This is a genomic window from Terriglobales bacterium (genome assembly GCA_035691485.1).
GTDB lineage: Bacteria > Acidobacteriota > Terriglobia > Terriglobales > Acidobacteriaceae > JAIQGF01.
This window is the reverse complement of the sequence record DASSIZ010000033.1, coordinates 80,131-101,252: the sequence shown is the minus strand read 5'-3', so window position 1 is coordinate 101,252 and position 21,122 is coordinate 80,131. Positions and strand designations below refer to the sequence as shown.

The following is a 21,122-nucleotide window of genomic DNA, read 5'->3' as shown; positions in this document are numbered from 1 at the left end:
ATCGGCGCGTTTCACGAGCTCAGAATGGTGCTCCACCTGATGTCTCGTGGGATACTTCACCCGATACGTACCGCTTTGGCCGAGTCTTCTTCGCGTAGCACCTTCAAGCGCTGACCTCCTATGGAGAGCACGGCGCCGCTGGGAATCGGCGTTTTTTCCCGGGCCATGACAAAGGTCCCGTTGGTCGAGCCCAGGTCCTCGAGAAAAAAGTCTTCCCCACGGTGGTACACCTTCGCGTGCGACCGGCTCATGGCCGTGTCCGTCGGAAAGGTGTAGGTGGCCTTAGTGCGGCCCCAGGTGGTCTGCTGGTCATAAATCGGGTAGCGCCTTCCATCCGGATTGAGCGAGGTGAACTCGGCGACGGCGCCATGCAGCATGGCGGTGAGTTCGCCCAGCCCTTTGCCGATCTGTGCCGCTTCGGCGAGCGCCGCCTCGTTTTCCTGGAACTCGAGCACCTGCGCGCCAAAGCTGATCACGTCTCCCTGCTGCAAACGATAAGTGCCGACCAGGCTGAAGAAGCAATCGGCATCGGGCATTGGTTCCAGGAACAATTGCCCTGAGTCGACCAGCATGCGCGCGTGCGCCGGCTGCATGTACTCGTCGTTGGGGAAGGTGAACTCACCCTGGGTGCGCCCGATCATTATCGGCTTCGACGTGATCTCGAAGTCGCGGCCGAGCTTTAGGTCGTTGCGAAGCTGCGCCAGCCTGTATTTGACCTGGAGCGGACAGACCATGGCGACCATGCTGTGCGAAGTAAGCGGCAGGGCGGCGTCGCGCCAGATCACTTCGTAAAGATCGCTCGCCTCAGCTTTCCCCTTCAGCGAAAACTTGCCGGCGTGACGCACCCGGAAGCGGCTGGCTGCGCCCAGCGCCCGTTGCAGCGTGTCGGAGATGAGGATTTGCTCCGGGCTGGCGGCCCCTTCCACCCGCGATGCCACGTTCACCACATCGCCAAATACGTCGTTCGACTTAACGAAGCCCATGCCTCGATTGATGCCGATGCGCACGGTGATGCGGTGCGCCTCCGGCTTGGCGGCGCTGTCGGCGGTGATTCCTTCCTGCATTTCGATGGCGGCGGCCACCGCTTCGGCGGGGTCATCGAAGGCGGCCATGATGGCGTCGCCGATGGTTTTGATGACGCGACCGCCGTGGCCCTCGACGCACTTGGCAAGCAGCGCGTTCACCTGGAACACCATCAGCAACCCCGCCGCATCGCCGAACTTCTCGAAGTAGGCGGTGGAACCCTTGATGTCGGTGAACAGCACGGTGATGTTGCGACGGAGTTTTTCCAGTTCCGCGGCGCGGTCCAGTTGTTGGGCGTCGAGGTTCAGGATGCGGGTAACGCCGTCATTAGAACTCATTGCAATCCCGGTTCCGTTCAGACCTCAGCGGCCTAGAAATTTCTCCAACGCCTCAAGGTCGGACGCCGCCATCGACGAATATCGTTTCGCGCGTTCCAGGTCGCTGTGGCCGATCGCGTCCTGGGCTTTGGCGAGGTTCAGTTTCATGCTCGCCGCTTTCGACGCGATGTCTCCTCGCAGCCCGAGCCCCATGCTCGCCTGCTGCCGTTGCAGGTTTTCAATGCTGCTGTTGGCCGATGCGGCGCGCCCGGTGAGCTGATCGATTTCGTGCTCCACTGCGTCCAGTTCGGCGGCGCGAGCTTTGGCGGCAGCTTCGGCGGCGGCCGCAGCTTGGGTGTCGGCGGCGGACAGTTGTGCGCCCGTCTTGCCCATCGCCTTCCTGGTGCTCGCCACCGGTTTGGCAGGCTCAGGCGGTGGAGCTTCAGCCGCTTTTGTTTCTGGCTGCGCCGCCTCCGGCGGGGGTGGTGACGCCGGCTGTGCTGGGGGCGCTGCCGGCTGCTTTATGGCTACCGGCGTTTCCGGCGCGGCCGAGGCTTTCCTGGTTTTCGGGATGTAGAGTCCGGCCAACACCAGCGCGACCAGCACGACCACCGCACCCAGGCTGATAAACAGCCCGCGATTGCTCGACGACGGCGCCGGCGCATACCCAGCCGGCGCTGCGGCCGCCGGCGTGGCGGGCAGCGGCGCAGGAGTGACTTTTGTGGTCGGCGCGGTTGGAGCCGCGGCCGACGTTGCTGCGGCCGGCACCGGGGTCGACGGCGCTGTTCTCGGCCTGGTGATCGGCGCGGTGCGGATGGCCGGGAGAGGGGTACGCGAGCTTACAGAGGTCGCGTCCTGCGATCCCTGCATCACCGTCTTGGATTCCTGCACGTCGCGCAGCACAATGCGCACCGCGTTGCGGAATGCATCGGCGGACTGGAAGCGCTGTTCCGGCACCTTCGCAATCGACGTCAGGATGATGCTGTTCAGACCTTCCGGCAGGTCCGGTCGCAGTTCAACCGGCGGGGTCGGCGTTTGGTTGATGTGCGCTGCCATCAATGAAAAACTGCTGTCGCCATGAAACGGGCGCTCACCGGTGACCATCTCGTAAAGAGAAATGCCGAGTGAATAGAGATCGGACCGCTCGTCCGTGCGCTCTCCTTTCACCTGCTCCGGCGACATGTAATTCATGGAGCCCAGCGTCGAGCCGGGCGCGGTCAGCAGGGTGGGTTCGTTCTCCGAGCGCGCAATGCCGAAATCCATCAGCTTGACCATCCCATCCAGCGTGACCATCATGTTGGCCGGCTTGATGTCGCGGTGGATCACGTGCTGCTGGTGCGCGTAGCTCAGGGCGTCCAGCACCTGGTCAATGTAGGTGAGCGCCTCCGGTACGGGGATGGGGCCGTTGGCGAGCAATGCCGAGATCGGCTGGCCTAAGACGTATTCCATGATCATGACCAGCTGATTGTCGATGGTGAGCGCGGTATGAAGCCTGGCGATGTGCGGGTGATTGAGCGCCGCCAGCACCTTGATCTCGCGCAGAAACCGCGCTGCCACCTCTTCCTGCCCGCTGATTTCCGGCAGCAGGACCTTCATCGCCTCAATGCGGTCGGTGATGACGTTGCGCACCTGGTAGACCCGGCCCATGCCTCCGGCGCCGAGAACTCTCAGGATTTCATAATCGCCAAGCCGTTGCGGGGTGTCGCTGGCCATGCTCGACTCCTGGATGAGACGGTGAAGCGGAATTGAAAGAAGGTCGCTTCGGCGATACGATTACCATCCCGAAGAGAGCAGGATTATGAGGTCATCTGGCGCGGGGGTCAAGGGCACGTGCGGGCTGCGGCAGCCATCCCAGCTCGCCCGAGAGAAGCAAATTTCGTGACCAAATTCGACCGGTTCACCGAATTTGTAGCAACGAATTTATTAAGAGCGCGTCTAAGCAGGTGTCGAGCTAATCGGGCGTAACCTTGAACTCATCCACCGTCACTTGCAATAAGTTTCCCTCTCGTGTATCGAATGAGTTCGAGAGCCGGAGGAATTAAGAAGATATGATTCTGCGCGCCAGCGCTTTTTGGCAGCGATTGAAGTCGCATCGATGGGCATCAACGTTCGCGGTGCTGTTCACCCTGGCGGTGGGCATCCTGATCGGAACCATCATCTCGTACGGCGTGAAGGGGCAGGAAAAGAGCAATGCTGCCGCATCTGACGCCACGCCGCTGACCGTCCCGTCCCCCAAGATGATCTCCAACCAGTTCACCCAGATCGCAAAACAGTTGGAGCCGGCGGTGGTGAATATCAATACCGAGTCGACGGTGCAAAATCCGCATCGCCGGCGGATGCCGGCTCCCAACACGCCGCAAGGTCCCGGCGGCGATGAAGACAATCCCTTCCAGGACTTTTTCGATCGTTTCTTCGGGCAGGGCCAGGGCCCGGGCGGTCCCATCCGCCAGCGCTCCCTGGGATCGGGGGTGATTGTTGATCCCAAGGGCTACATCGTCACCAACCGCCATGTGATCGAGAAGGCGGACCGCATTCGGGTGAAGTTCCAGGACGACCCGCAGGGTGCGCCCGGCCACGATGCAAAGGTGATCGGCAGCGACTCGGAAACCGACCTTGCCGTCATCAAGGTGGATGTGCCGAAGACGCTCCCCTACGCCAAGATCGGCAATTCCGATGGCATGCAGGTCGGGGACTGGGTGTTGGCCATCGGCAGCCCCTTCGGGCTGAACGCGACCGTTACCGCCGGCATTGTCTCTTACATCGGACGAAACATCGTTCCGGGCCGGCAATTCCAGTCCTTCATCCAGACCGACGCGGCCATCAATCCCGGTAACTCCGGCGGCCCCCTGGTCAATATGGACGGGCAGGTGATCGGGATCAACACCGCCATCATCACCGGAGGAGAAGGCTACGAGGGCGTCGGGTTCGCGCTGCCCTCAAATACCGTTGCTCAGGTCTACAACCAACTGATTGGGCCGGAGCACCGGGTCACCCGCGGCTCCATTGGTGTCGAGTTTGCGGCCGAGGCCAATCCTGCTGTTGCCCGTGTCTACGGCGTCAAGTCCGGCGTCACCATTGCCAACGTTGTTTCCGGCAGTCCGGCCGACAAGGCGGGATTGAAGGTCGGCGATACCATTGTCTCGGTGGACGGAAGGCCAGTGAAGAACGGCGATGAACTGGTGGGCGACATCTCCAGCCGCAGGCCGGGCTCAAACGCGAAGATTGGATACGTGCGCAATGGCAAAGAAGGCACAGCCAACGTGACCATCGCCAACCGCGCCAAGTTGTTCGCCAGCCGGTTGGGTGGGGAAGAAGGCGAGGAGGGCAATGAAGAGGCCCCGCCGACTCCCAGCAAACTTGGGCTGTCGGTGCAGAACGTCAGCCGCGAAATCGCCGAGCGGCTCTCGATTCCACCGGGTAAGGGCGTCATCGTCAGCGACGTCAAGCCGGGGTCCTTTGCCGACGATGCTGGGCTCAGCCGCGGCGACGTGATCCTGGAAGTTAACAAGCAACCTGTCAACAGCGAAGACGACTTCCGCAACGTCACCAACGCTCTCAAGAGCGGACAGGATGTGGTTTTCCTCGTCCGCCAGGGCCGGGGACGCAACCAGGGAACGATTTTCCTGGGCGGAACTTTGCCTTAAACCAGTAATAAACTGTGAAGGAGCACAAGGGCAGCCAATGGGCTGCCCTTTCTTCTGAAGCGTAGGTTTAGCGGAATTCATTCCGCCGACCTCGACGGCAAGAATTCCGTCGCTACCCAAGGGGATGTGAAAATTCAGGTCCTATTGACCGCAAATTGCCCGAGAGCGCCTAAGGCGAATTACTGGTTCCGCCGGCGAATGACACCGAGACGGCGCCGGGCGTAAGTCCACCAACTCTGGTGCAAATCGCCGGGGCCAGTTTGGCAAACTTTTTTGATTCATCTACTTACAATCAGGCAGCTTACGTGCTGCTTCAAGGCTTCCAAGTACATGACCGTCAGTGCCGTGGGCAGTGGCTGGCGGTTTGTGCTTGAATGGCGCTGACTACGCCCATTACAATTCCGGCTTCGGCCGAAATTCTAGAGGTGATGGTTTGAAGACCTACCGATATCGTCTTCTCAGTACTGCACTGTGCCTGTTGCTTCTGACGGGTATGGGCTACGCGAAGACGCACAAGTCGAAGAAGGACACAGCTTCGGCGAAATCGGGCAAGGTACATCGTTTCTCGCGCAAACGCGGCCAGCAGGCCATGAATCCGTCGCGGGTCAGGGAGATCCAGGCGGCGTTGATTCGCGAGAAATACCTTGACGGTCAGCCGACCGGCATCTGGGACCAGCGCTCCAAGGAAGCCATGCAGAACTTCCAGTCCAAGAATGGCTGGCAAACCAAGGTGATTCCCGATTCACGCGCCCTGATTAAGCTGGGATTGGGCCCCGATCATGCCAACCTGATCAACCCGGAGACGGCGGCCACATCGTTCATTCCGGGCGGTGGCAGCCCTTCCCACAAGGAAAGTTTTTAGAGTTCTCGCCTCCCCCGTTTCTCCCCTACGAAATGTATTCCCGGATGTACTCATCGCGGGAAGCTGCCAATTCCAGTGTTGTACCGTCGAATATGACTTTGCCGTCACGCAGGAGGAGGAACGTCGATTCCAGGTTTACCTTGTTCGGCCCGAGCGGCCGCATCCTGTTTGCCTGGGTGTCGAAGTAGTGGGTGGCCATGGTGTAGGCGTCCTGCATGCGGTGTGTGACCAGAAGCGCGCTGGTGTGGTAGACGTCGCGCTGTTTCACGATCAGCTCGATGATGGTGGTGGAAGTTACCGGGTCCAGCCCGCCGGTGGGGGAATCGTAGAGCAGCACCTCGGGCTGGGTTACGATGGCACGCGCAATTGCCACCCGGCGCCGCATGCCGCCGGAAAGCTCGGCCGGAAAAAGATCCAGGGTGTGTTCCAATTCGACGAATCGAAGCGCCTCGCGCACCCGCCGCTCGGTCTCTTCCGGGGGGACGTGCTCCTCGATCAGCCGGTAGGCGACGTTTTCCCGCACCGTGAAAGAATCGAAGAGCGCGCTCTCCTGGAATACCATCCCGATCCGCCGCCGCAGCGCGAACAGGTCTTCTTCTTTCATCTCGGTGACGTTTTCCCCCAGCACATGGATGCGCCCGCGGTCCGGTTTCAACAATCCCATCGCCAGTTTCAGGATTGTGCTCTTGCCGGATCCGGCAACCCCGAGCAGCATCTTGGTTTCGCCGTGAAAAAGCTCGAACGAAACGCCGTCGAGCACCACATTCTCATCGAAGGCGATTGCCACGTCCTCGAAGACGATGATGCGCTCTTTTTCCTGGCCGTTCGCGGGCTGGGCGGGTATAGGAGCCATCAGTGCATGCCGAAAATGATGAGCAGCAGGCGGGTGTAGACGGCGTCCATCATCAGGATCACCACGGAGGCGGCCACCACTGCCTGCGTCGTGGCGCGACCGACGCCTTGGGTGCCGCCGTGCGCCGAGATTCCGTAATAGCAGCCCACGGTCGAGAGGATGAAGCCGAACAGCAGCGGCTTGGTCAGACCCATGAACACGTCTGCGTACACCAGCGACTGGTACGCCGAATTCCAGTACTGGTAGCTGTCCAGTCCGAGAATGAAGTAAGCGATCAGGAATCCGCCGCACAAGCCGACCAGGTCGGAAATGATGGTCAAGAAAAACAACATGAACACCGACGCGATCACCCGCGGCGTTACCAGCTTCTTGGTCGGATCGGTGCCCAACGCGCGCATGGCGTCAATCTGCTCGGTTACCTTCATCGAACCCAGTTCGCTGGCCATGCCCGAGGCATTTCGGCCTGCCACCATCAAGCCGGTCAGCACCGGTCCCAGTTCGCGCACCATGGAGAGCGATACCAGTTGTCCCGTCAGCGAGAGCGCGCCAAACCGCGCCAGGGAATTCGCGCTCTGCAGCCCAAGCACAATCCCAGTAAACAAGCCGGTCAGCACCACCACCGGCACCGAGCCGACGCCGATACTGTCAGCCTGCTGCAGGGTGTCGGAAAGATAGCGCGGGTGCGCAAAGATGTTGGCCACTGCGCGCCACGCCAGCTCCGTGTATTCCTGGACCCGCAGCACGCTCTGTTTGGCCGCGTCGATGGGCGAGATCAATTCCATGCGGAGCCTCGGAATATAACAGTGGGCGGTGCTCAGTGGCTAGTGGCATTGCGGCGCGAGAGGGTCGCAAGAACAAGGAAGAGCGTAGACGAAAAATGGGCCGCACTTGGCGGCCCATCACAATTTTCAGAAATCCCGGTCGCTTACCATGGCCAACGGCGATACTGCCCGTTGCCGTAACCGTATGAGCCTTGTCCGTAACCTGCCTGGTAGCCCTGTTCGTACGCCTGACGATATGCCTGCTGGTACGCGCCCTTGCTGCCGTAGGCTCCGTTGTAACCTCTGGTCGCGCTCCGGTAGTTGTGGTCAGACGTCGGACGGAAGCTATGACCGCTCATCCGGTCGTTGCGCCCGTCGTTGATGCCATCCTGATAGCCGATCTGGCTGGCTTGGTTGCCGCCGTAGTATCCGTACCCGCGGTTGCCGTAGTATCCATACTGCCCGCGGTCGCCGTAATAACCGTTGTTGCCGTTGCCGTAATATCCGTACTGCCCGCGATTGCCGTAATACCCGTTATTGCCGCGGTAGTAGCCGTTGTTGCCGTTATAGTAACCGTCGTTGCGGTAACGATCCCGGTCGTGATCGCGGTCCCGGTCGTGATCCCGGTCGCGGTTGCGATCGTGGTCCCGGTCGCGGTGGTACTGTTTCTGGTCGTCACGATCATGGTCGCGATCGTGATCCCGATCCTGGGCCAGCGCGATTCCGCTCATCCCTATACTCAATGCAAGACCTGCCACCATTGCCTTCCACTTGTTCATGTCCATCCTCCGGCTGGCTCCCGATTTGCGAGACTTAGCGTCAATCACCGCATATGGAGTTCGTACCGTTACTAACTTAGAACCCCGTTCCGGGCGAAGCGACGCTGCAGACTTCCCAAGCCTGAGGTAAAAATTTGTAAGCTAGTTAAAGCACTGAAGCTCGGGTATTTAGCGGAGTCAAAGCTGAACCACAATGCTCAATTGTAGGCAAGTGCAGAGTACGTCAGACTAGCGCCAAGGCTGGCGGCTTCCGCTCCCAAGCACGCGCTCAAGGACATGACCGAGCGTAATTTGTGATAGTTGCCCGCCGGGACAGAAACTAGACGTACTCGAACCGGACGAGGAAATTAATGCAGCAGGTCAATATCCCCGCGGAACCTAACTCCAGGGTTACCGTTCTCACCCGATCTCTGGTGCATCGCAGGGCCGAACATAGCACGGAAACCAATCTGGACCTGCAACCGAAGCTGGCCACCGACATCGAGATGGCGGCGGGTTGTGAAATGGTCGCCAAGTTCCTGCTGGGCACCACTCGGGCCAGCGGCGTTTCCATTGCCCTGCTCGATGAAACCGGCCTGCACTGCCGCGCCAGCGCCGGGGAAGCGCCCCAGCCAGGCACTGCGATCCGCATGGAAAACAGCATCTCCGGGCAGTGCATCCGCAGCGGCGCATCCTTCCACTGTGACGACACCCTCACCAAATGTCCGAACGCATTGCCGGCAAGGTCCATTTTGCTCCTGCCCATCATCTGGGGACGCAACACGCGGGGGTTGGTCGCGCTGTTCTCACGACAACCGCAAGCCTTTGGTTCGGCGACTGCGGCGATCGCCCGCTCGGCGGCGGCGATGCTCGCCATCGCGCTGAATGCCTGGACTCCGCAACTCGATGCTCCTATTGACGGCCAGGTGCTGGAGGCCGACATCGCAGAGCCGCTGGAACCTCCCGTTCCCGCGAAGCTTCCTGCGCCCGCAAAATTGAAAGCCGCTCCGCCAGCCGCGCCCGAGCAGCCGGTTACGCGGCTCAGCCGCGACGGCGTGCGCCAGACCAAGGTTCTCTGCGGGCTGCCTTGCGCCGAATGTGGCGCATACTTTGCGGCCGCCGAGCAGACCTGTCCGGTGTGTCAGACCCCGAGGCCTTGACTCTGCTTCTAATTTCAGAGTTTTAACTGCTCGCGTGCCTTCCCGAGCGTTCTCGCTTGCATTTCATGCCTGCTTTGCCTTACACGTTCTGTGCGCCGGATTGATCATCGCGGATTGTGCGGCCGCCGGGTAGTGACCTCGAGCCGCTGACCATTCCGCCACGAGCCACCTTTTCGATCGAGGAACTTCATGATTCTCTCTGCCCGTATGCGCGCTACCGCTCCACTGATCCTGTTCGTCGCCTTGGCGTGCGTTGGAAACTCCGCAGCGCAGGCACCGGCGCAGTCGCCCGCTTCCGCTCTGCCCAGCGAGATGCCGCCCAAGTACAACGAGGCCACTGACAGCTTCGATTACGTCAAGCGCGACGTCATGATTCCCATGCGCGATGGTGTGAAGCTGCACACTGTCATCATCGTTCCGAAGGGCGCAATCCATGCGCCTATCCTGCTCACCCGCACACCATACAGCGCCAAAAAACTCACCAGTCACAGCGACAGCTCTCACATGGGCCCAATACTGGCCGGATACGACAATGCCACCGATGTCATCATCGAGGGGGGATACATTCGCGCCGTCCAGGACGTGCGCGGCAAATACGGTTCCGAGGGTGATTACGTGATGAACCGCCCCCTCCGCGGCCCTCTGAACCCGACGCCCGTCGATCACGCTACCGACACTTATGACACCATCGACTGGCTGGTGAAGAACGTTCCCGAAAGCAATGGCAGAGTTGGCATTCTCGGCATCTCCTACGACGGCTTTCTCCCCCTCATGGCCCTCGTCAACCCGCATCCGGCCCTCAAGGTTTCCGTCCCCATGAACCCGATGGTGGACGGCTGGATGGGCGACGACTGGTTCCATAACGGCGCCTTCCGCGAGCAGGGTCTCGGCTACATCCACGACCAGGAAGCTTCGCGCGATTCCAGCTTGAAGTGGTGGACCAGCCACTACGACATGTACGACGAGTTCCTGGCAGCTGGTTCTGCCGGCGAGCTCGGCCGCCAACATGGTCTGGAGCAGGTCGGATTCTGGCGCAAGATCCTGGAGCACCCCAGCTACGACGCCTTCTGGCAGGATCAGGCCGTGGACAAGCTTCTTGCCCGGGAACCGCTCAAAGTCCCGGTCATGCTCGTGCACAGCCTTTGGGACCAGGAGGACATTTACGGTGATATCGCTGTCTACAAGGCGATCAAGCCCAAAGACACCGGCAACGACAAGGTATTTCTTGTTCTTGGTCCGTGGCATCACGGAGAGGAAATCCGCGACGGCAGCAGCCTTGGCGACATCAAGTTCAACAGCGATACCGCGCTCTATTTCCGGCAGCACATTCTGGGGCCGTTTCTCGCCCGCTATCTCAAGGACGGGGCTTCCGGTCCTGACGTCGCCCCCGTCACTGCATTCGAAACCGGAACCAACCGGTGGGTGCGGCTGCAGGCCTGGCCCGCCGGATGCGCCAACGGCTGCGCGCCGCGTCCGACGCCGCTTTACCTCGGCGCTGGTCTGAAACTCGGTTTCACCGCGCCCAAGGACGGCGAGACCGCATTCGACGAGTACGTCTCCGATCCCGCCCATCCGGTGCCGTTCCGCTTGCGCCCGATCGATTCCGATTACGCCAGCCATGGCAAAACCTGGTCGCAGTGGCTTGCCGATGACCAGCGCGAATTCTCCAGCCGCACCGACGTTTTGGCTTTTGTCTCCGACCCGCTGGCCGCTCCGCTGAAGATCAGCGGTCAGCCTGTCGTCAACCTCGTCGCCTCCACCAGCGGCACCGATTCCGACTGGGTGGTGAAGCTCATCGACGTTTATCCCGACGAGGTTGCCGCGGAGCCCTCGATGGGGGGATATCAGCTGATGATCTCCGCCGACATCTTCCGCGGCCGTTATCGCGAAAGCCTCGAGACGCCCAGGGCCATTGCTTCCGGCAGGGCGCTGCTTTTTCGCTGGACGCTACCCACCGCCAACCACGTTTTCCTGCCCGGCCACCGCATCATGGTGCAAGTGCAGTCGAGTTGGTTCCCGCTCTATGACCGTAATCCGCAAACTTTCGTGCCCAGCATCTTCTGGGCGAGACCGAAAGATTTTGTCAAAGCCACGCAGCGCGTTTATCACGCCCCAGGGCAGGCGAGCTTTATCGACCTGCCGATGGTAAGCGGATGGTAGCCAGGATTGGTCACCGTTGGTCGGCGATCGGCTCCGTCGGGCGGTTACTTGATTTTTGATACGACGGCAACGCCGCCACTGAGGTTTGCCTCATAAAGTCATCCCGCGGATTACGCTGCGAGGAGGTGCAATGCAGAAGCGAAGACTAGGAAAGCGCAACCTGGAGGTCTCGGCCATCGGCTTTGGCTGCATGGGCATGAGCATGTCGTACGGTCCAGCCGGCGACAAACGCGAAATGATCGCTCTTCTCCACACTTCCGTGGAACGCGGGGTCAACTTCTTCGACACCGCCGAGGTTTACGGTCCCTATGTCAACGAGGAGCTCGTCGGAGAGGCACTCGCACCAATTCGCGACCAGGTGGTGATTGCCACGAAGTTCGGATTTGACCTCAATCCCGACTTCGATATCAAGGGCGAGCGCGGTTCGCCGGGCCTCAACAGCCGGCCCGAACACATCAAGCGGAGCGTCGAGGGCTCACTGAAGCGGCTGCGGACCGACGTCATCGATCTCTGCTATCAGCACCGCGTCGATCCGAACGTGCCCATCGAAGACGTGGCCGGCGCGGTCAAGGACCTGATCGGCCAAGGGAAGGTCAAGCACTTCGGGCTCTCCGAAGCAGGTGTGCCGACCATCCGTCGCGCGCACGCCGTCCAGCCGGTCACCGCGGTGCAGAATGAATACTCGATCTGGTTCCGTGACCCCGAGGACGAATTGCTGCCGGCACTGGAAGAACTCGGGATCGGTTTCGTCTCATACAGCCCGTTGGGCCGCGGCTTCCTCACCGGCAAGATGGACGAGAATACGCGGTTCGACAAATCCGATTTCCGCAACAGCCTGCCTCGCTTCACGCCGGAGGCGCGCAAAGCGAACATGGCGCTGGTAAACCTGATCGGAAAGGTCGCGCAACGCAAGAAGGCTACACCCGCGCAGATCGCGCTCGCGTGGCTGCTGGCGCAGAGGCCGTGGATTGTTCCCATCCCGGGCACGCGCAAACGGGAGCGGCTCGAAGAGAACATCGGAGCGGTCAATGTCGAGCTTACGCCCGAGGACCTGCGTGACATCGATGTCGTCGCCAGCAAGATCCCGGTGCAAGGCGCGCGCTATCCCGAAACGCTGCAGCGGATGACCGGGCGCTGACAAATCGGACTTCGACCTAGTGCGATGATCGCGCCCGGGCTCGTCCGCGATCATCTTGACGAGCGCTCCGAAAAGCTCCGTCGATTCATGTTTCCGGAGTAGTTGTTGCCCTGGTATCGCAACCCGCTCGGATAGGCGGGGCCATTGTAAGGGCCGCCAGGGCCGCCGTAGTACCCGCCGTTTGGGTAGTATCCACCGTTTCCGTTATACCCGCCGTTTCCGTAGTACCCGTTAGGATCGTAATAGCCGTTGGCTGATTGGTTGTAGTACTCGTTGGCACGCCGGCGCCTGTCGATTGCGTAACCGGCCGATGCGCCGACTCCGGCTCCGATCCATGCACCAGTCGCTCCGCCAACCTTGTGTCCGATGTATGCGCCTGCCGCGGTTGATCCGCCGATAATGGCGACGCTCTTCCACGTGTCGGAGCTCTGAGCGTGCGCGGGCTGCGTCGCCACCAGCACCAGGCTGAGAATCATGGCAAATGCGATCAGCCGGCTGCTGGTGATTACCCGAGTGGCAAGTTCTGGCACTGATCCAGCGATTTTGCTGTGCGTCATGGGACAGTCCTCTCACGACTGAAACACCGCTCCCATGGCGGTGTTGCGGCATTCTAAGGGTTCCAAAATGTAAAGAAATGTAAGCGTTGCCCTTGGGCTGTTCTACTGCCGCACCATCAGCTCATCCGTACGCGAACGGCGACGTCGAACTTTGAATAGTATTTCTTCACGTCGCTGGCGTACTTGGCGCGGAATTTCTCGACCACCGACGACACCTGCTTGGGGTCCGTGATGGGAACTGCCTTGAATTCAGCCCGGTTGCCGCGGGCATCGATCCCAATTTTTGGCTTCTGGAGCAGGTTCTTGTACCACTGCGTATCGGATCCCTGCACCGGCAACAGATAAAGCGTGTCGTCCTCGGAGATGAACCAGACCGGGATGGATATAGCCTTTCCTGACTTTCTGCCGGTAACAGTGATATTGATTTGGCGATAGCGGGAGAGGCGGTCTTTGAGAGCTTCGTTGCGCGCCGGCATGTGCACCTCCTGCGCTTGGCTATTTGGCTTAGATTCCTGGCGCGTGGCGAGTCGTCATCATTCCTTTCGTCCTGGCATTTCGTTCTTGAAAACTTTGCCGTCTTTCATTACGAAGCCAACATTCTCCAGCGCCTTGATGTCGCGCAGCGGATCGTCGGAAACCGCGATGATGTCGGCATAAGCGCCCGGCGCAATCACACCGATCTGCCCCACCATCTCCAGCATCTGCGCCGGCATTGACGTTGCCGACTTGATCGCGCCCATCGGCGTCATCCCGAACTCCACCATGCGCGGAAACTCCTGCGCGATCGGCGAGTTCAGGTCAGTCCAGGGAAAACTGCCAACGTCAGTGCCAAAGACGATCTTCACGCCTGCTCGCAGCGCTTTCTGGAATGACGGCCCATGAACTTCGGCTCGCTTGCGGTCACGCTTGCCTTGGGGCGTGTTTTCCGGCGCCCACCAGTAATAATAGGGCGAAAGCGTCGGGCAGTACCACGTCCCCTGTTTGACCATCTGCGCGATGGCGGCATCGTCCAGTTCCAGCCCGTGCTCGATGGAGTCGCAACCGCCGTCCAGGGCGCGATGCAGCCCGATACCGTTGTAGGCGTGGCATGCCACCTTGCGGCCCCAGCCATGCGCTTCATCGACCACGGCCTTGATCTCGTCCAGGGTCAACGTGGGTTGCGATTGCAGCCGCCCCTGCGCGTCCACCCAGGAACGATGCGTCATGTAGACCTTGATCCAGTCGGCGCCGTTGGCCAGCTGTTCGCGCGTCGCCTTGCGGAACTCGACCGGACCGTCGGCAATCTGCACGCCTTTGGGCAGGTCGTATTCGGGCGCGTAGCCCTCCAGCGGATAGCCGCCGGTGGTGGAAAGCGCGCGCGTCACCACGAACATGCGCGGGCCGGGAATCCAGCCCTCGTTGATTGCTTCCTTGATGCCGACGTCGCCGTACCCAGCGCCTTCGGTTTCGACGTCGCGAATGGTAGTAAAGCCCTGCTCGAGGGCGCGGCGGGCCGCCACCGCTGCCCGCGCGGCGCGATAGGCAACCGGATGGTCAAGCAGGTTGGCGTCATAGCCGCCCTGTGCCGGGTCTTCGCCCTGCAAGAATATGTGAGTATGCGACTCGATCAGGCCCGGCAGCATGGTCGCGCGCGTAAGATCGATGACCTGCGCATTCGGAGGCAGCTGTGCGGACGCGGCGTCGCCGACGCTCTCGATTCGATTGCCGCGAATGAGGACCAGTTGGTTGGCGCGCGGCTGGTCGCTCTTGCCGTCAATGAGCCGGCCGGCGCGGATGGCGATCACTTGCGGCGGCGCGGCTACGGCGGTTGGCGTCCGGCCCGGCGAGAACTGGGCGGACGCGGATGCGGATGAGAACAACACCAGGGCAATGCCAATGCGGGCGATGCGCATAGTCACCTCGCGAAGCGAGGTATTGTAACGCCTGGGAAGCGAGACTGATCCTGTGACTAACTTCCAGCCGTTAAACCGTGGGTGGCCGCGATTTCGAAGTGCTTCGACTTGGTGTCGTAGCGTGACAGGTATTGCTTGCGTTCGTCGGGGATAACCGCGCTTTCGTAATCCGGACCGGCAACCGCGCGGATGTTGTCGAGCGAGTCGAACAGCAGGATGGTGATGAATTCGACTTCCGCGCCCAGGTTTCGGCGCATCAGGTAGCTGCCGCGATAGCCTTTTGCCGTGCTGATGCCGGGCAGAAGTTCCGGTTTCAGCATGGACTCGTAGGCGTCAGCATGCTCGGAACGCGTGAAGCCATGCCAAATTCGGGCGATCATGGATCCTCTCCGGACGTGAATTGCAAACCTCAAAGCTCGGTCTGATCGTAACATCGCGCCCCAAAAAAGTAGATCCTGCGTGGTAAGAAATGTCCACGCAGGATGAGGCCTTGGAAGGTTCGTTTGCTCCGGCTGCGCACCAAGCCGGCACGGCTCAGTGTTTCATCTCGTCTTTGCCCTTGCTGTCTTTGTCGCTTTTGCCGCCGGTGTTCATGGAAATCGACATGACATGGGCTTCGCCTTTATCGGCGTAAAAGTGGGCATTCATCTTCACGTGATGTCCCTCGTGACCCTTGACGGCTTCCGGGTTCACCAGCTTCCAGGTTTTATTGCCCTTGTCGCTGGTGAACGACGTGCCATCCTGGCTAATCGTGCCCACCACGTCCTTGGCCTTGGGACCCGCGCTCTTGGTGTCTTTCTTATCCATGCTGCTGTCGGAGCCATACTGGGCTACGGCGGACATGGAAAGCACAACCATTAAAGCAAGCAGGGCTACGGCTAATTTCTTCATTCCTTCCTCCTTGTTTCATCCACATGAAAAGCGCCGAACATTGTAGGTGGCTGCCTTCGGGAATGACAAGTGAAAGGGACGGGCGGGGAGTTGGGGCAATGCAAGACTTTACCGTGGACGAACGGCCGCAGCCATGCCCCAAAAAAAGTTCGGCCCCGGCGATTGTGCCGGGGCCTGGGGGAGGAGAATTCAGCCTTACTGTTGCGGCGAGTTGGCAGTAGCGACCTTGGCCTTGTCTTCCGGGTTCAGTCGTGTCACATAGGGAAACACTGGAGTAATTTCAAACGGCATCTTCTCGCGCGCCGAGACCAGCGGGACGCGATTGCTCTTGGTCATTTCGATCTTGTCCGACCATGCATCCATGTGAATGCGGGCGCCGAGCGGCAGGGCGGCAATCTGGTCCAGGTTCCGAACTTGCAATTCTGGCGCGCCCTCCATCAGTTCGTGCATGCGCAGCCCATTCTTCATGGCCACACTGTTGCCGAGATGCGCGCGCAGTAGGTTGGGCAGGTCCTTCTCTCGCGTTTGCAAGGCTTCCAGGAACAGCCCGGCATTTCCCAGCTTGTCCTTGTAAGGAGAGTTCTTGAGGTATTCGATGGCTTTCGCATCCGCCTCCGACTCGGAGTGTTCGTCGCGGGCCATGTTGATGCGGCGGAAGGCCTGCTCGTCGGTGAAGATCATGCGATCGCTGAATGAATACGCGGTATCCATGTTCTGGCCGACGCTGATGTGCGCCAGCTCGTGGGCGACAACCGTGGCCAGCGTGGCTTCGTCGGGCAGTACGTCAATCAAGCCGCGGCTGAGCACGATGGTGTGCCCAACGGTGAACGACTCCAGCGGGGCAGTGAGCAGCACGCGGGCGTGCACTTCCGGCTGAATGTTCAGGTTATTGGTGATTTCCAGGTTGTTGATGACGGTCTCCAGGACCTTGTCCACGTCGCCGGATGGCGCCAGCAATCCGGCGACTTCCAGCCTATCCAGGACGTTCGACTCCGCCAACCGTTCCCAGGCGCGCTGCGCCATCACCGGGGAGGCGTCCTGCGCAGCTTCGCTGTCGTCCTTCACGCGCGGGGAGTCAACGGTGATGGCGGAGAACTCATCATGGTGACCGATATGCGCCTGGTCATAGCCCCACAGGCGGGTCTGCGACTTGAAGTGCACGCTGCCGACAAGATGGTTGGGCAGGGCCGATTCTTCGCTGTAGATGTAGGCTGGCAGCCAGACTCCGGGGCGCATGTTCAGTCGCCAGCTGTCGAAATGCAGATAGCTGGAGAACTTCGGGGCGGGAGCGTAGGTGCCGTTGAAGCGAACGATGTTGTAGTCCTGGTCTTCCACCCAGATCCGGCCTAGGAAGCGGCCGTTGCCGGCGCCCTTCTTGGGCGAGACGTCAATCACAATGCAACGCACGTCGCCGAGAAATTCGCGGCGGGCAAACTTGAAATCGTAGTGGCCGCGGTCGAAGCTGTTGTCGTCCAGCACCACCATCTGCATGAAGCCCAGCGGCAGGTACTTCAAGGAGTAGAAGGAGGTCATCCTCTCGAAGAAAGCCTTCATCCGGCCCGGCTGCTTCATGAACGATTGATTACGGCGCGTGCCGCTGCTCATGTCCATGCGGCCAAGGAAGTAAGTGTCCTTGTCTGGAACCAGGCCAAGGTCATTGTCCGGGCGCATGTTTTGGATGTAGGTTTCGACCACCGGCGAATACTTGCGCAACTCCTGCAGGGTTGCCTTTTCGCGATTGGTGACGCGGTCCACCACCTGGTCGAAGGCGGTCTGGGAAGCGGCGTCGGGCGTGGGTGCCGGTTGGGTCTTGGATTCGTCGTTGGCGGCCACCAGCGGCAGGCTGAGGCACAGCACCAAGGCTGGGAACAGTAGCTTGGCTATCCGCATTGAGCTCCTACCCGTCGTCCGTCGCCTGGGGATGGCGCAGAGCCAACGAGTTCGTTCTGGTTCATGCCATCTGAAAAACAATGTGCAACGTCGCGGTGAAATCGACGGGAGTTCCGCCGCGAGTTGCGGGTTTATAACGAATATGTTCGGCGGCGCGGATCGCGGACTCGTCGAGCCCGTGGCCAAGTCCACGCACTACGCGCAACACCTCGAGCTTGCCGGAGGCGCTGAACACAACCTCGAGCAGGACCTCGCCTTCAACGTGGGCGGCCCGTGCGTCGGCGGTGTAGCTGGGCGTCGGCTTGGAAAGAATTTGCACCGGGAGTGTGTCCGATTTCGGCGCTTCCTCGCGGCGAGCTACTTGCTTCACCGGTTCGGACTCGGTGAATCCGGCTTGCTTCACAACCCCGCCTCGGCTGCCGCCACCGCTACCGTTGGCGACTCCATTTCCGAATCCGGCGCTGGTGACCACGGCGCGCGCGCCTCGGCTCCCGCCGGTGCCATTGCCGTAACCGGGGCCTTGCGGCAGTTCAAAGGAACCAAGCGCCGCGATATTGACGCGACCACTGGTGTTGTTGCCCGCCGGCACGCCGTTGGGATCGCCAAAGCCGCCGGTCTGAACCTTGCGCGCGTCGAGCACGGCGGTCGGGGTGGCGGAACTGCCGGTGGAAAAGTTGCCGGTCTTCACCTGCGGGGAAGGCCGCGGCGAAGGACGCTCGGTGGCCACGGTCGGGAAGCTGGGCGCCGGTTTGGGCGCGAGGGGTTTCACTTCCGGCATGTCGGGCTTGCGCACCGGCAGCTCGACCTTCGGAGGTTCCATCTTTGCGACTACCGGCCGTTCGATGGGTCTCGGTTTCGGAGCCGCCAGCAGTTTCGGCGGAATGCGCTGCGGCTCATGGTTTACCGGAACCGGCGGGGCCAGCGAGATGTAGACATACTGGTGCTTGGGCAGAATGGCGGCAGGGCGAATGAGACCCATGAATACCAGGACAGTCAGGGCGATCGCCTGTACAACAAAGCCGGCGAAAAAAGCCTTGCGGCGCTTTGGCGCCGTCGGCAGTCCGGCGAACATGGGCACGGTTTTCGTATTCAGGCCGCTCATGGTTCCTGACGGTGACGGCGGTGAGTTTTGGGGGAGTGCCGGCCACCCTGCAAACCGCACATTAGCAGCGGCGCAGCGGCCCCACAACTACCCAAAGGGATATCGAACGTTGGTGTACCCAGTAACCCAAGTCCGCACGATTGACAAGTACCCTTAACTCACAAGTTACGGACGCCTGGGGGAGGCGAAAACTCGGGAAGGGAATTGCAGCTGCCCTGTGGGAAAGCGGTAATTTGCACTGGATAGTTACCGGTCCGTTAATAGCAAGATGATTCCCTTGTTGGCAGCGAGCGGTGAACTGGTTAATTAAACACACCGCGCTCCGCCTTTGGACTCGTATGAATTTACTGCCGCGGTTGCAGTGGGGCCGTAAATTGCTCGAGCGTGATCGATGGCGAAAGTACTTTAGCCCGTGCGAAGATTTGGTTGCGATCGGCCTCCGACTTGGCAGCGGCGTAGCGGCGGCGCAGCGAACTGATCTTGTCCTTCCGGGTGCGGCGGCGGCGGATTTCGGGACGGCGGCTCGGTGCGGACATTAAAGGACATCCTCCTGGTTTCATGTTCTACATGGCGCGGTCAGGCGAATGCAAGTACGAGCTGAAAAAGACCTGCCGCTGATTCACGCCGATCGACGCGGATCAGAAAAACAAAATGAGTAAGATCCGCGTGGATCGGCGGAGATCCGTGGCCGCCTTTCTGCTTCTTTGCTGCGGAAGTCAAGGTGACGCCCAGCGGCTTTTCAGGGACAGCAGCCATCGCGACCCACGAATTAACGGCGGCGTTAGTCGCCGATGATTTTGAGAATGACGCGCTTCGACCGCCGGCCATCGAATTCGGCGTAGAAAACGCGCTGCCATGTGCCCAGGTCAAGCCGCCCGGCGGTGATCGGCAGAATGACTTGGTGGTGCACCAGGATAGCTTTCAGGTGCGAGTCACCGTTGTCCTCGCCGGTTTGGTGGTGACGATAATCCTGCCGGAAGGGGGCCAGCGTTTCCAGCCACTGATCGATGTCTTCGATCAGGCCGGACTCGTCGTCGTTGACGTAGATGCCGGCCGTGATGTGCATGGCGGACACGAGCGCGAGGCCATCCTGAACCCCGCTCTTTTTTACCGCCGCTTCCACTTGCGGCGTGATGTGGACGTACTCGCGATGTTTTCGGGTATGAAAAGTGAGGTATTCAGTGTGCGATTTCATGGCGCTCCTCGGAAGACATTAAATCGCAGCAGCGCAAAAGCTTCTGCAGACTGATTGCCAATCGGCGAATGATGAATCCAAAGTTCCGCAAGCCGACTATCCAATCATAGGTTCAAACTGGGCCGCATTCCCAACCTCGGGAGTCATCGCGTCTTCTTCAATTCGGTGTCCAGCTTCAACCGCGGCAAACGGTGCTACTACTTTGGTGTCAACCGATAACGAGTGTTCGAGCGCGATGTGGCGTTAGAGTAACTCTGCGTCTCGCAAAGCCCCAAACCATCGGGAAACCAGAACAAGGAGAGGGAAAGCAGAAATGAGAAAGCTGATTGGAGTCGTTATCGTACTGTTGGTGGTTTCAATCCCCGTGTTATGCCAGGAGAGTCCCCGCGCCGAAGTGTTCGGCGGCTATCAATACACGAGAATCAGTCCCGGCAGCGGAATCAGTGGCCAGAACTTCAACGGCTGGGACGCTGCCCTGACCGGGAACTTGAACCGCTGGCTGGGTGTGACCGGAGACTTCAGTGGAGCGTACAAAAGCATCAGCGGCGTAAGCCTCAAGCAGCATACATTCATGTTCGGGCCGAAAATTTCAGCGCCCGTTTCCGACAAGTTCACGCCCTTCGTGCACGCGCTGTTCGGAGGAGCGCGCTCCTCGGCGTCAGCGTCGGGCGTCGGCAGCGTGAGCGACACAGCATTCGCGACGGCGCTGGGCGGCGGTGTGGATGTCGGCGTGAAGAAATTCTCCGTCCGCATCGGACAATTCGATTACTTGATGACGAGGTTCGGCGGCACATCGCAGAACAATTTCCGTTATTCAGCGGGAATTGTGTTCCGCTTCTAAATTGGGGTTGGCAAACACGGAGAGCGGCGGCCACCGGGCCGCCGTTACTTTTTCGAGTCGCTGTCGAGCGCTGCGCGG

At 60.4% G+C, this 21,122-nt stretch carries 21 protein-coding genes; 6 read left to right on the top strand and 15 right to left on the bottom strand.

Annotated elements, in window-relative coordinates; translation table 11 throughout:
• Positions 1–56: 56 nt before the first annotated feature.
• Entirely contained in the window at positions 57–1,361 is a 1,305-nt protein-coding gene (locus tag VFI82_04570; GenBank protein ID HET7183933.1) for an adenylate/guanylate cyclase domain-containing protein, read from the bottom strand.
• A gap of 24 nt (positions 1,362–1,385) precedes the next feature.
• A complete protein-coding gene (locus VFI82_04565; protein HET7183932.1) occupies positions 1,386–3,053 on the bottom strand; it encodes a serine/threonine-protein kinase in 1,668 nt (555 codons plus the stop codon).
• 335 nt (positions 3,054–3,388) lie between these two features.
• Here VFI82_04565 and VFI82_04560 point away from each other — a divergent pair, with 335 nt between their 5' ends.
• The gene (locus tag VFI82_04560) at positions 3,389–4,984 is read left to right on the top strand and encodes a Do family serine endopeptidase (GenBank protein ID HET7183931.1); all 1,596 of its coding nucleotides are present in this window, start codon (positions 3,389–3,391) and stop codon (positions 4,982–4,984) included.
• Positions 4,985–5,417: 433 nt separating this feature from the next.
• Positions 5,418–5,846, top strand: a complete 429-nt coding sequence (locus VFI82_04555) for a peptidoglycan-binding domain-containing protein (GenBank protein ID HET7183930.1) — start codon at positions 5,418–5,420, stop codon at positions 5,844–5,846.
• Positions 5,847–5,871: 25 nt separating this feature from the next.
• On the opposite strand, the gene VFI82_04550 is transcribed toward VFI82_04555, so the two are convergent.
• The 3 genes from VFI82_04550 to VFI82_04540 all read right to left on the bottom strand — a co-directional run bounded on the left by VFI82_04550 (position 5,872) and on the right by VFI82_04540 (position 8,239).
• Positions 5,872–6,699 carry an ATP-binding cassette domain-containing protein gene (locus VFI82_04550; GenBank protein HET7183929.1) on the bottom strand — a complete coding sequence of 276 codons (828 nt, stop codon included), beginning with the start codon at positions 6,697–6,699 and terminating at the stop codon, positions 5,872–5,874.
• Positions 6,699–7,481 carry an ABC transporter permease gene (locus VFI82_04545; protein HET7183928.1) on the bottom strand — a complete coding sequence of 261 codons (783 nt, stop codon included), beginning with the start codon at positions 7,479–7,481 and terminating at the stop codon, positions 6,699–6,701. Before VFI82_04545 ends, VFI82_04550 begins: the two co-directional genes overlap by 1 nt.
• A 143-nt stretch (positions 7,482–7,624) precedes the next feature.
• On the bottom strand, positions 7,625–8,239 hold the full coding sequence (locus tag VFI82_04540; GenBank protein ID HET7183927.1) for a hypothetical protein: 615 nt from the start codon (positions 8,237–8,239) through the stop codon (positions 7,625–7,627).
• A gap of 350 nt (positions 8,240–8,589) precedes the next feature.
• On the opposite strand from VFI82_04540, the gene VFI82_04535 reads away from it, so the two are divergent.
• From VFI82_04535 to VFI82_04525, 3 genes are all read left to right on the top strand, one after another.
• Entirely contained in the window at positions 8,590–9,378 is a 789-nt protein-coding gene (locus tag VFI82_04535) for a GAF domain-containing protein (protein HET7183926.1), read from the top strand.
• Positions 9,379–9,567: 189 nt separating this feature from the next.
• Positions 9,568–11,538 (top strand): CocE/NonD family hydrolase, encoded by a 1,971-nt coding sequence (locus VFI82_04530; GenBank protein ID HET7183925.1) that lies wholly within the window; start codon positions 9,568–9,570, stop codon positions 11,536–11,538.
• 130 nt (positions 11,539–11,668) lie between these two features.
• Positions 11,669–12,676 carry an aldo/keto reductase gene (locus VFI82_04525; GenBank protein HET7183924.1) on the top strand — a complete coding sequence of 336 codons (1,008 nt, stop codon included), beginning with the start codon at positions 11,669–11,671 and terminating at the stop codon, positions 12,674–12,676.
• 50 nt (positions 12,677–12,726) lie between these two features.
• Here VFI82_04525 and VFI82_04520 read toward each other — a convergent pair whose 3' ends face one another.
• The 10 genes from VFI82_04520 to VFI82_04475 all read right to left on the bottom strand — a co-directional run bounded on the left by VFI82_04520 (position 12,727) and on the right by VFI82_04475 (position 20,203).
• Complete coding sequence (locus tag VFI82_04520) at positions 12,727–13,233, bottom strand: hypothetical protein (protein HET7183923.1); 507 nt, start codon at positions 13,231–13,233, stop codon at positions 12,727–12,729.
• Between the two features lie 116 nt (positions 13,234–13,349).
• On the bottom strand, positions 13,350–13,709 hold the full coding sequence (locus VFI82_04515) for a nitroreductase family deazaflavin-dependent oxidoreductase (GenBank protein ID HET7183922.1): 360 nt from the start codon (positions 13,707–13,709) through the stop codon (positions 13,350–13,352).
• A gap of 57 nt (positions 13,710–13,766) precedes the next feature.
• Positions 13,767–15,125, bottom strand: coding sequence for an amidohydrolase family protein (locus VFI82_04510; protein HET7183921.1), 1,359 nt, complete (start codon positions 15,123–15,125; stop codon positions 13,767–13,769).
• Positions 15,126–15,181: 56 nt separating this feature from the next.
• Positions 15,182–15,505, bottom strand: a complete 324-nt coding sequence (locus tag VFI82_04505; protein ID HET7183920.1) for an antibiotic biosynthesis monooxygenase — start codon at positions 15,503–15,505, stop codon at positions 15,182–15,184.
• A 154-nt stretch (positions 15,506–15,659) separates the two neighbouring features.
• Complete coding sequence (locus VFI82_04500) at positions 15,660–16,016, bottom strand: hypothetical protein (GenBank protein ID HET7183919.1); 357 nt, start codon at positions 16,014–16,016, stop codon at positions 15,660–15,662.
• 195 nt (positions 16,017–16,211) lie between these two features.
• Positions 16,212–17,906, bottom strand: a complete 1,695-nt coding sequence (locus VFI82_04495) for a M48 family metalloprotease (protein ID HET7183918.1) — start codon at positions 17,904–17,906, stop codon at positions 16,212–16,214.
• A 61-nt stretch (positions 17,907–17,967) separates the two neighbouring features.
• A complete protein-coding gene (locus VFI82_04490; protein HET7183917.1) occupies positions 17,968–19,008 on the bottom strand; it encodes a TonB family protein in 1,041 nt (346 codons plus the stop codon).
• A 344-nt stretch (positions 19,009–19,352) separates the two neighbouring features.
• Entirely contained in the window at positions 19,353–19,544 is a 192-nt protein-coding gene (locus VFI82_04485; protein ID HET7183916.1) for a DUF6800 family protein, read from the bottom strand.
• A gap of 40 nt (positions 19,545–19,584) precedes the next feature.
• Positions 19,585–19,764: a hypothetical protein gene (locus VFI82_04480; GenBank protein HET7183915.1), complete on the bottom strand. Its 180-nt coding sequence runs from the start codon at positions 19,762–19,764 to the stop codon at positions 19,585–19,587.
• 25 nt (positions 19,765–19,789) lie between these two features.
• Positions 19,790–20,203, bottom strand: coding sequence for a secondary thiamine-phosphate synthase enzyme YjbQ (locus VFI82_04475; GenBank protein HET7183914.1), 414 nt, complete (start codon positions 20,201–20,203; stop codon positions 19,790–19,792).
• A 313-nt stretch (positions 20,204–20,516) separates the two neighbouring features.
• Here VFI82_04475 and VFI82_04470 point away from each other — a divergent pair, with 313 nt between their 5' ends.
• Complete coding sequence (locus VFI82_04470) at positions 20,517–21,044, top strand: hypothetical protein (GenBank protein ID HET7183913.1); 528 nt, start codon at positions 20,517–20,519, stop codon at positions 21,042–21,044.
• Positions 21,045–21,122 lie beyond the last annotated feature (78 nt).